The sequence below is a fragment of the Leptolyngbya cf. ectocarpi LEGE 11479 genome (genome assembly GCF_015207065.1).
GTDB lineage: Bacteria > Cyanobacteriota > Cyanobacteriia > Phormidesmidales > Phormidesmidaceae > Leptothoe > Leptothoe ectocarpi.
This window is the reverse complement of record NZ_JADEXP010000230.1, coordinates 1-10,476: the sequence shown is the minus strand read 5'-3', so window position 1 is coordinate 10,476 and position 10,476 is coordinate 1. Positions and strand designations below refer to the sequence as shown.

Genomic DNA, 10,476 nt, shown 5'->3' with positions numbered 1-10,476 from the left:
CCGATACCTTTACCGAAGACAATCTATCCATGACCTTTGGTGGCCTGCCCCTTAGCAGTTTGTCCCAGAATTCTCTCTCCCAGGGGCATTATGAGTAATTTATTGATGATGCACTGGCCGACATTGGGACTCATCTTCGAGCCTATGTGGCAGTGGCTAATAGAGCCGCTTCAGGCGGGCTTTATGGTAAAAGCTCTCTGGGTCAGTGCTTTTGTGGGTGTGGTCTGCGCAGTACTGTCTTGCTACATTACCCTCAAAGGCTGGTCGCTGATGGGAGATGCCGTATCCCATGCTGTGGTGCCAGGGGTGGTAGTGGCCTACGCCATGGGACTCCCTTTTGCGCTGGGCGCTTTTATCTTTGGGTTTGGAGCGACGGTCATCATTGGCTATGTAAAGTCCAAAACCCGGCTGAAAGAAGATGCTGTGATTGGGGTGATCTTTACTGGCTTCTTTGCCTTTGGCTTAGTCCTAGCCACCAAAATACCGAGCAATGTGGACCTGTTTCATATTTTATTTGGCAATGTTCTAGGGATTTCCCAGTCAGACATTATTCAAACTTTGATAGCGGGATTGGCGACCCTGACAATCATTTTGCTCCGTCGTAAGGATCTGCTGTTGTTCTGTTTTGATCCAAATCATGCTAAGGCCATTGGTCTCAATACTCAGCTGATGTACTACACCCTACTATCAGTCTTAGCTTTAACCATTGTCACCGCATTGCAAACCGCAGGTATTGTGCTTGTGGTTGCCATGTTGGTTACACCAGGAGCCACCGCCTATTTGATGACCGATCGCTTTGACCACATGCTAACTATTTCTGTGGCTACCAGCGTTATTTCCTGTGTCTTAGGCACCTATCTAAGCTATCACCTGGATATTTCCACGGGGGGTAGCATTGTTGTTCTGATGACTGTTCTCTTTTCTCTCGCCATGACGTTTGCCCCTAAGTATGGCATTCTAGGGCAGAGATTCAAGCGGCAGATATCGGGTCAACAGTGAGCTTTGCGTTCTTCTGTGATGTCAAATGTAATATAAAACTCTCTCTTCCCTATTTTGCTGCTATCTATCCCTTAGGATAAACAATCCGCTTGTGATTAAACTGTTGCCACACTTGCACAAAAACATTGGCAATAATGTCCATGTCTTTACGGGTTAGACAGGACTCAATCAGCTGCTTGTCTTTCCAACGAGCCCGGAGGATTTTGTTGACCATGGCATAAGCATCTTCGGCACAGGCTTCTTTGTGTAGCGATCGCAACGCGGCCTCACAAGAGTCAGCCAGCATGACGATACCCGTTTCAGGCGATTGGGGAATGGGGCCGTCATAGCGAAAATCGTCATCTTGCACCTCCATCTCAGGATTTTGGCTAGCAATTTCCTGCGCCTGATAATAGAAATAGCTGATGAACATCGCTCCCTGATGTTCCGGGATAAATGCCTGGATCGCTTTGGGTAAGCGATGTTTCTTGGCCATTACTAACCCTTCAGTGACATGTTTTTTGATAATGTCTGCACTGACCCAGGGGTCATTAATCAAGTCATGTTTATTCGGGCCGCCCATCTGATTTTCGATAAACCCTAGCGGATCGTGCATCTTACCAATGTCATGGTACAAAGTCCCAGCTCGGACGAGTTCTACATTATGGCCAAGGGCACGGGCGGCGGCTTCTGCTAGGTTGGCCACAAACATCGTGTGCTGAAAGGTCCCAGGGGCGTCGGCGGCCAGGCGTTTTAATAGAGGGCGGTTAGGGTTGGACAGTTCCGCCAAACGAATCGGGGTGACTAGATCAAAAAATGACTCTAGATAGGGGCTCACACCGAGAGCCACAATACTCCAGGCGACACCATATACACCAAACAGAGCCGAATCGCGAAGTACGGTGTACCACACTGAAGCCGCCACACTGTTAAACATCAAAGTGAGCACTAAGTGCAGGCACCCTTGGGTCAGGCCGACTACGCCGCCGAGGAGGGCAAATTCTTCTCGCGATCGCAACCTGGGGGCAATCCAAGCACCAATCAGGGCCGCACAGGCAGCCGCAAACAGCGGTAATACACTAACGGAGCCACCCACCGGCAGCCAAATGACCAAGAGCCCAATGATGGCTGTCGCTAAAACATAACCGTAAAAACTGCCCAACAATAGACCAATAGCCGGTAACCCCAGGCCAGGAATATTGAGAGCCATCAGAACGGCGACACTCATAATCAGACACAGCACTAGCAAATGATCTCGCTGTCGTAGCCCGCCCGCTTGCCAGTGATCGATCCAAAGTAATAGGCCAATGCCAACACTGACTAATGCACCAAACCCAATAAACCCTAGCCAGTTAAATCGACGCTGAGTCAACTTAAAATGGTCTAGTAAAACAAAATCTCCTTGGGTGATAGTTTCACCCCTATTGACAATGGCATCGCCTCGTTCAATAGAAACGGTGACTGTTTTGACCTCATTTTCTACCTGCTCTGCCCGTAGACGCGTTTGCTCGCGATCCTCGACCAAGTTAGGCCGCAGGACGGAGCCAATAATTTTTGCGGCAAGTTCTTTGGCTGTGGTTTCTTGAGCAATGAGATCATCTTGACTCAGACCGTCTGGCGTATCCAGTGTGAGTGTCCCTTGGAGCTGGCTATCAATTGCCTGCTGCCATAGATCAGGGGGCATGCTCTCATGAATTCCCTGGGTTAACATCCGATTGAGCGCCAAACGACTAGCCGCTTGGACAGCTAGCCACTCAGCCTCACTGAGGTCAAATAATTTGAGGTCGAGGGGCTCTAGCCCGTCACGGGTAGTCAGACGCTGGAGTGCAGGTGTAATGTTGGCATATTGCTGACGATTAGCATTCACCTGGTTACGAATGGCGGCCATTGTTTGAGGCGATGTACGCTCCCGTAACCGTACTAATTCTTCCAGGGCAATGCGCTGGGTTGACCCCAAGTTATTAATCCGCCCTTGTAGTGTGCCGTTTACTCCCGTTTGTAAAACACTGTTAGTCAGTGTTGGTATCTGGGCTAGGTCCCAAAGCTCTTCCCACTCCTGAGTAGAGGTCTGACGCAGATATCGTTGAGTTCTACTGGATAGTTGAGCTGTGGATAAGTAGGGAATCTTGCCTGCCCGCAAACGTAGGGTACTGCCCTGGCTCAAAATCCCGTTTGCTTCTTCTAAGATGACTTGGGTCGCGTCTTGATCGATTTTTAGGACAATAATGGAACCACTACGTGCTGCCTGACGGTTTTCCTCCGTGGTGATCATGTCTGGCAATGTGGCGTTGTAGGGCGCAATGAAATTATCAGCTGCTACGGTCCCTACCGTCAGAGCGGGTTGGTTGTAAAATCGTTGTCCTAAAATTGCTGTCAGCAGCACAATCGACAGCAGGATAGCAATCTGAGTCTGGTTTAAAAGCTGGTGACGGGAAACAACATAGCGCCCGGTGGATGGGTTGGTTGACCGGGTCGATTGCCGAATTGAAGTATTAGACTTTTGACGGAGCGATGTGGAATACTCCGGTAACCGTGCTTTGCACCAGCCCACCCAAGTACGCAAACGTTGCCAAACTGCTTTGACCATGAATGTCACCGACTGCATGAAAGGCCTCAACACCTAAGGCTGCCGTCAGGATCAGCCGATGGATATATATCTGGATATCCATGCTTGATCTGGCGGCTCGATAGCGTTAGGCCCCTGGTTAAAGCGAAAGGGGACATTTTGTTGTCCTTGGGAATTACCCCAGATGTCATAAAGAATCGAAAGTCAATGCTTTAGCCTGCAGGGGCTAACCTACTAGGATGTTGACTTTACCCTTTAAGAGCATTTGTAAATGACTACCTACAAAAAACTACAAGGGATTGCCTGAATCCTAAGACCCCAAAAATCACTGTAAACAACCGTGCGCCGATCTAGGCTTAATAATTTAACCAGGTCATTGGAATAAAGTAGCCGCTTTAGCGTACCACTCCTCCTATCTACAACCTTACAGAGGCAAACAGGGTTGGGAGATGATATGCGTACCCATACTCATCATTATAGCCAGGTCCTTTTTATCCAGAGTGGTTTCAGCCTATAAATCTAGTGAAAATACCTCAAACGTAGCAGAAATGTGGTTAATACCAGCCCAGTTGCGATAAAGCTGCTGAGCAGTCTGGTTCAGAGTCTGTCTAGAAGTATTGGGCAATGACATTATCCACTCACTTGGAATAACGGATGTTCCTCTCCATGCTCCGAGCAAGCAGCCAATGAGTATAGATGTAGGAACTCCCATATCACTGGTATTTAGGGCTAGTGCTAGATTTTCTGGATAGGTTAGTGATTGCTGGATGGCGGCAGCGAGCGCCATCATTAAATCGTTGGAGTCCTGGGTCTGATCGTCATCAGTGGTCGGGTATTGGGGCTCTAAAGATGCTATGAGACGATTGGTCTGAGGACGAATTGCTGCAGGATACGTTAAAGATTGCTGTTGGAGATGTCCGCATAGTGAGGGGTGGGCGGATTGATTAACAGGAGCAACCTGCATCAGCCATTCCAGACAATCACCCAAAATATAAAGGGCTGTGATCATTGGGGTTATAGCTGTAGTGCAGGGGGCAAATGTCAGGTGTTGAGCTAGTTCATGGTTCCGTGTCTGTCGGGCATCATGGTAGTACAGCAGCCAGGGAATTGTGTCTGCCAGATCGTCTGCCAGATCAAAGTTTGATGATACGAGTGTCGGCAGGATCCCAGGCTGAGGAGCATACAGCCATGACTGATGCAGCAGAGGACTCTTCCTAAAATCTATCGCTGGCTGTGGTGGGGCGTCTAAATAGCAGTGCCCTATACAAGCACCCATTAGACTTCCGAAAAATCTATCTATAGTTGTAATTGGTGGCATAAGAGCTGTGGCATTGAGCTGAGCAGATTTTATAAATATCAATTTATCTGGACTCAATAGACATGCTGTGCCATCTTTATGGTTTGCTTTGGCTAGGTATTAAACCCAACAGGTTTATATCCATGCTACAAATTACGATGATTTTGTCACATGAAACATTGGGGCTTACACACGATCTCTAATCTTGGACTGTTAGCGGTGGTTAGTATGATGCCACTTGCTGTAATGGCCGAAACTGAAGACTTATCTCCAGAGCCAACCCAGGCGTTCATGCAGTTAGCGCAGTCAGAGGCCGTCTTAGCTATCGGGAGTACGGGGTCTGCTGTTAAAGATGTGCAAGCAATGTTGGCCCTGATGGGTTACTACACGGGGTCTGTAGATGGTACCTATGAACAAGCAACTGCAGTGGCGGTAGGTAACTTTCAAACGGATGCAGGGTTAGTTGGAGATGGTGTGGTTGGACCCTTGACTTGGCAACGCTTGTTTCCAACACCAGCCAGTCTCAATAACCCTCAGGTAGCAAACCCCTCACCTAATCCTGAGTTGACAACATCTACAGAGGTGGGTGACACGGTTGAAAGTGGGGAAACGCTAGAGGAGACTGCTAGCCCTGACATCGCTACAGCTAATTTACCGATTTTAAAGCTAGATGATACTGGTCCTGAGGTGAGCCGTTTACAAAACCGGCTAGGGGAGTTAAATCTCTATACGGGGCCAGTCGATGGTGTCTTTGGTGGGCAGACAGAGCAAGCAGTCATCAGATTCCAGCGTCAGGCTGACTTAGTTGTGGATGGGATTGTTGGTCCAACAACGTGGCGGCTGTTGTTGCAGTAGGCACCGGTATTACATTAGGCACCAGCTACGCAACATATTTTTCTTAGCTGCCTTCGTTATGCAATGTCTACTATCTGGAGGTAGCTACATCCTCGGTCAGGTTAGCAATTTCCAGAGAAATTAACTCAGACTCTAGTGACTGGGCTGATGATATCCGCTCGTCGAAAATCATAAAGTCTGATGTGTATTGATCTTGAAATCTCAGTTCACTTTGGTTGATGTACACCATGTAGTCACTCATCAGAAAATAGACGCCTACCATGGCGGCGGCAGAAGAAGCGACTAAAAAACCTGCCAGCATCAAGGAAAACTCTTGACTAACAAGAGCCCTATCCATAAGACGGAGGGCCCAAACAACTAAACCGGTAACGATGGCTATAATCAGGAGCGTCATCGACAAAAATACAAAGGACAGACCTTAACGAATTGCGTGCATGTTTTACAGATTGTAACAGAGCTATCATAAAAGTGCCCCATCATTCCGGAATATTTTAAGGCCGTACAATGACTTGCTTCTCAGCTAGATGAGATTTGATCTGTCCAACGGTAAGTTGTCCATAGTGGAGTAGGGAGGCGAGTAAAGCGGCTTCTGCTTTCCCGTCAGTGAGGGCGGTGTGGATGTGCTCGCAGGTGCCAGCGCCACCAGAAGCGATGACAGGTACATTGACGGCTTCAGCAATAGTTCGTGTTAGTTCTAAGTCGTACCCAGCCTGAGTTCCATCAGCATCCATGCTGGTGATGAGTAACTCTCCAGCACCGCGAGCGACGACATTCTTGGCCCAGGCGATGGCATCTAACCCCGTATTTTCTCGCCCACCTCTGACAAAAACGTCCCATCCAGAGCCATTGGAACGGCGTTTGGCGTCAATGGCAACAACAATGCACTGGCTGCCAAAGCGGTGGCTAGCGATTTGAATAAAGTCAGGGTTGCGCACAGCACCGGAGTTGATGCTGACTTTATCGGCTCCGGCGCGGAGAAGCTGTTTGATGGTTTCAACGGAATTTACACCACCGCCTACAGTCAGCGGAATAAAGACCTGTTCAGCCGTACGATGGACCACATCGAAAATGATATTGCGATCTTCATGGGTGGCTGTGATGTCTAGGAAAACGAGCTCATCGGCTCCAGCTTGGTTGTAGGCCTGTGCCAATTCGACTGGATCACCTGCATCTTTTAACTCTACGAAATTAACGCCTTTGACAACGCGACCAGCTTTTACATCGAGACAGGGCAAAATTCGCTTGGCCAACATGGATATTTTCGTAGGAGTAGATATATAGACTGCTGGCATCGCTCCAGCAACAGTTCTTCAGGATAGCTTACAAAGCGCAAGACACTGATAAACTGAGGATTGGTTTTAATTCTTAATATTTTTCAGGTTTAACGTTAAACAGAGGAGAGTCTTGGAGCATGGCTTTGGATATCGGACAAAAGGTAAAGGTTGTACGGGTACGGGATCGAGTGTCTGATAGTGTCGCCAAGCGTCTAGGGCAAGAGGGCGAGGTTACCCAGTTCAAAATGGTAGATGGCAGTGGTGTGGGTGTCGTTGTTGAGTTTTCTGATCAGTTTTCTAGCTGGTTTTTTGAAGATGAGCTGAAGCAAACAGCTTAGGTGCAGATTGGTCTAGATTGTTTGCAAGCCTAATAAGCTAGGGCATCTATTATGGGGTGCCCTTTGTTTGGATATTAGGCGGTACGCTAATTCTGTAGTAAGCACTGATGGCGTTAATTCTTACGTTTTTAGGTAAAGGGGGCAGTGGTCGTTCGACTTGTGCGATCGCAACTGCTAAAAAGTTATCTGCCCAGGGACAGCGCGTACTGTTAGTAACCGAAGATGCGGGGCCTGGATTCGGTATGCTGTTGGGCCACGAGGTGACGGCTATACCTGCATCTGTATCGGCCAATCTGTCGGTCATCCAGCTGCAGTTCGCCCATCTCCTAGAGCAAAACTGGGAGCAGCTGAAAAAGTTAGAAGCTCAGTATCTACGGGATCCCTTTTTTAAGGCGGTCTATGGTCAGGAGCTAAGTTTGTTGCCGGGTATGGATCAGGCCCTCACCCTCAATTCTTTGCGGGAATATGATGCCTGTGGTGACTACGATGTCATTGTCCATGACGGGCCTGGTAATCAGGCCAGCCTGCGGATGTGGGGCATGCCAGCTGGCATTGACTGGTATTTTCGGCGGTTTAAGCAGGTATTTCAGGCCTCACAGTTTTCTAAGGCGGTGATGCCGTTTGTACAACCCCTGGCTGGGGCCGTGTTGAGCAGCGGTATGTCCGGTGACGTGTTTGACAATCCAGACGTTCAGCAGGGGACTGGACTGGTTGGCCAGGGGATTGCAGCGGTCAAAGATCCGATGCGAGTTAGGGCCTATCTGGTATCGCGGGGAGATGAGATTGCGATCGCAACCACTCGCTATCTGTGGGGAGCTGCTCAGCAAATAGAAATGACAGTGGCTGGAGTTTTACTTAACCAAGCAGCGGATACCCAAAGCTTTGAACCGCTTCCTGTGTATGTATTGCCTGCTCCAACTGGTGATTGGCAAGAGCTTATAGATGCGTTGCCTGACTATACCGCTAGGCCATCCGCCCCCGCCCCCATGGAGGTGGACTTGTCCACAAACACGGTGCGTCTGTTTTTACCCAGCTTTGAAAAAAGCCAAATTCAGCTAACTCAATACGGTCCAGAAGTCACCATTGAAGCTGGGGATCAACGCCGTAACCTAGCCTTACCCAAGGCGCTTCAGGGGCGCTCCGTGACGGGGGCTAAGTTTCAAGCAGGCTATCTAATTTTGTCCTTTGGTTAGACGCTGACTAGTTAGTTTTTTATCCTCTTTTATTCCCAAAATTATCCAAGCCTATGGCCGACAATCCTGTCTCAGTTAATCCTGGCTCCGAGGATCCTCAGGCGTCTTCAGAAGGGTCAAAAGCACGACAGCTTTTAGGTATGAAAGGCGCTGCTGATGGTGAAACGTCCATTTGGAAAATTCGTCTGCAGTTGATGAAGCCCATTACCTGGATTCCCTTAATTTGGGGAGTTCTCTGTGGAGCGGCCTCGTCTGGTCATTTTGAGTGGAGTGTTGAGCACGTTCTAGTTTCCTTGGCCTGCATGCTAATGGCGGGACCGCTGCTCACTGGCTACACCCAGACTATCAACGACTACTATGATCGTGAACTCGATGCCATCAACGAGCCCTATCGACCGATTCCCTCCGGAGCCATTGGTCTAGGGCAGGTGCAGGTGCAAATTTGGGTGCTGTTATTAGGGGGGATTGTGGTTTCCTATGGCCTAGACCGCTGGGCAAACCATGACTTTCCTATCTTGACGACCTTGGCCCTTGGGGGTTCGTTTGTGTCCTATATCTACTCCGCACCCCCGCTTAAGCTCAAGCAAAATGGCTGGCTTGGCAACTACGCGCTTGGGGCAAGCTATATTGCCCTACCTTGGTGGGCGGGACATGCGCTATTTGGTCAGCTGAATCCTACTGTGGTAGTGCTGACGTTGCTCTATAGCATGGCGGGCTTAGGCATTGCAGTGGTCAATGACTTTAAGAGTGTAGAGGGGGATAAAGCCTTGGGCCTGAAGTCACTGCCAGTGATGTTTGGGGTGGGGACAGCCGCCTGGATCTGCGTGTTGATGATCGATATTTTCCAAGCAGGAATGGCCACCTATCTGATTGCCATTCACAAAAATCTCTATGCGGTTTTGCTAATCTTGATGATTATTCCCCAAATCACCTTTCAAGACATGTACTTCTTACGGGATCCGTTAGCAAACGATGTGAAGTATCAGGCCAGTGCTCAACCGTTTCTTGTGATTGGTATGTTGATCCTGGGCTTAGCCCTGGGGCATACCGACTATTTGATGAGTTAGGGGGCAGTCTGATAGCCTTTTGGAGATATGTCAAGATATATTAACTAAGCTTCTCTGTATTTCAGGTGCAGACTACATCGAAGGTAGCAAGTGGGCTGGTATTCACGGTTGCTAGTGAGTTGACCATTCCCAGAACAGTCGGTTGAGTAGGGTTTCTTTAACGTGGCTAATTGGATTGCGAAGGTCAAAAGCGGTGGGACTAAGGGTAAATCATCTGCAGCCGCCGTAGCTAAGCAGAGACAGCCCCGGCCACTGTATCAGAGTTTTGTATTCTGGCTGGCTCTATTGGCAGGGGCAGGGCTGGCCGGTCCAGCCACCCGTGGCTATCGTTTTTGGCAAGAGGCCAATGCCAACTTACCCGATGTGTCTGACGCGTTGACGTTTGAACGGACAGGAACGATCACGATTAAGTCTGACGATGGCGATGTTCTGCAAAAAATTGGCCCGGCTACCCAGGAATATCTGGAATATGATGATATCCCCGATACTCTAATTGAGGCGTTTATTGCAGCAGAAGACCGGCGTTTTTACGAGCATGCAGGCATTGACTATAAGGGTATTGCTAGAGCTATCTACTCTAATCTGCGCAATCGTGAGCTGGTGGAAGGGGCGAGTACGATTACCCAGCAAGTGGCGAAGAATATGCTGCTTACGAATGATCAAACAGTGATCCGAAAGCTCAAAGAGGCCATCGTTGCGCGCCGCATGGAAAGCGCCTTTAGCAAAGAGCATATTATCGAGCTCTATCTGAACGAGATTTATCTGGGCGGGCGATCCTATGGTGTTGGCTCGGCGGCTTTGAATTATTTCAACAAGTCACTTCCTGAGCTTGATCTATCAGAGGCTGCGGTCTTGGCATCTTTGCCGAAATTTCCCGGCCGTGTGAATCCGTACACCAACCCTGAACG

Annotated in this window: 10 protein-coding genes; 6 read left to right on the top strand and 4 right to left on the bottom strand. The window is 49.0% G+C overall.

Annotated features, from left to right (window positions below; genetic code table 11):
- The first annotated feature begins 90 nt into the window (after window positions 1–90).
- A complete protein-coding gene (locus IQ260_RS20685) occupies window positions 91–999 on the top strand; it encodes a metal ABC transporter permease (protein WP_322745007.1) in 909 nt (302 codons plus the stop codon).
- A gap of 64 nt (window positions 1,000–1,063) precedes the next feature.
- Here IQ260_RS20685 and IQ260_RS20680 read toward each other — a convergent pair whose 3' ends face one another.
- Window positions 1,064–3,583, bottom strand: a complete 2,520-nt coding sequence (locus IQ260_RS20680) for an HD family phosphohydrolase (protein WP_193994988.1) — start codon at window positions 3,581–3,583, stop codon at window positions 1,064–1,066.
- Between the two features lie 472 nt (window positions 3,584–4,055).
- Complete coding sequence (locus tag IQ260_RS20675) at window positions 4,056–4,553, bottom strand: hypothetical protein (protein WP_193994987.1); 498 nt, start codon at window positions 4,551–4,553, stop codon at window positions 4,056–4,058.
- A 516-nt stretch (window positions 4,554–5,069) separates the two neighbouring features.
- Here IQ260_RS20675 and IQ260_RS20670 point away from each other — a divergent pair.
- On the top strand, window positions 5,070–5,696 hold the full coding sequence (locus tag IQ260_RS20670; RefSeq protein ID WP_193994986.1) for a peptidoglycan-binding domain-containing protein: 627 nt from the start codon (window positions 5,070–5,072) through the stop codon (window positions 5,694–5,696).
- Window positions 5,697–5,766: 70 nt separating this feature from the next.
- Here IQ260_RS20670 and IQ260_RS20665 read toward each other — a convergent pair whose 3' ends face one another.
- Complete coding sequence (locus IQ260_RS20665) at window positions 5,767–6,090, bottom strand: hypothetical protein (RefSeq protein ID WP_193994985.1); 324 nt, start codon at window positions 6,088–6,090, stop codon at window positions 5,767–5,769.
- Window positions 6,091–6,187: 97 nt separating this feature from the next.
- Window positions 6,188–6,988, bottom strand: coding sequence for an imidazole glycerol phosphate synthase subunit HisF (hisF, locus tag IQ260_RS20660; RefSeq protein ID WP_456152054.1), 801 nt, complete (start codon window positions 6,986–6,988; stop codon window positions 6,188–6,190).
- 119 nt (window positions 6,989–7,107) lie between these two features.
- On the opposite strand from hisF, the gene petP reads away from it, so the two are divergent.
- From petP to IQ260_RS20640, 4 genes are all read left to right on the top strand, one after another.
- Window positions 7,108–7,308 carry a cytochrome b6f subunit PetP gene (gene petP, locus IQ260_RS20655; RefSeq protein ID WP_228016308.1) on the top strand — a complete coding sequence of 67 codons (201 nt, stop codon included), beginning with the start codon at window positions 7,108–7,110 and terminating at the stop codon, window positions 7,306–7,308.
- Between the two features lie 107 nt (window positions 7,309–7,415).
- Window positions 7,416–8,501, top strand: a complete 1,086-nt coding sequence (locus tag IQ260_RS20650) for a Get3/ArsA fold putative tail anchor-mediating ATPase NosAFP (RefSeq protein ID WP_193994983.1) — start codon at window positions 7,416–7,418, stop codon at window positions 8,499–8,501.
- Between the two features lie 53 nt (window positions 8,502–8,554).
- On the top strand, window positions 8,555–9,568 hold the full coding sequence (chlG, locus tag IQ260_RS20645; protein ID WP_193994982.1) for a chlorophyll synthase ChlG: 1,014 nt from the start codon (window positions 8,555–8,557) through the stop codon (window positions 9,566–9,568).
- A gap of 162 nt (window positions 9,569–9,730) precedes the next feature.
- The coding region (locus tag IQ260_RS20640) for a transglycosylase domain-containing protein (protein WP_193994981.1) at window positions 9,731–10,476 on the top strand (746 nt) is incomplete at its 3' end.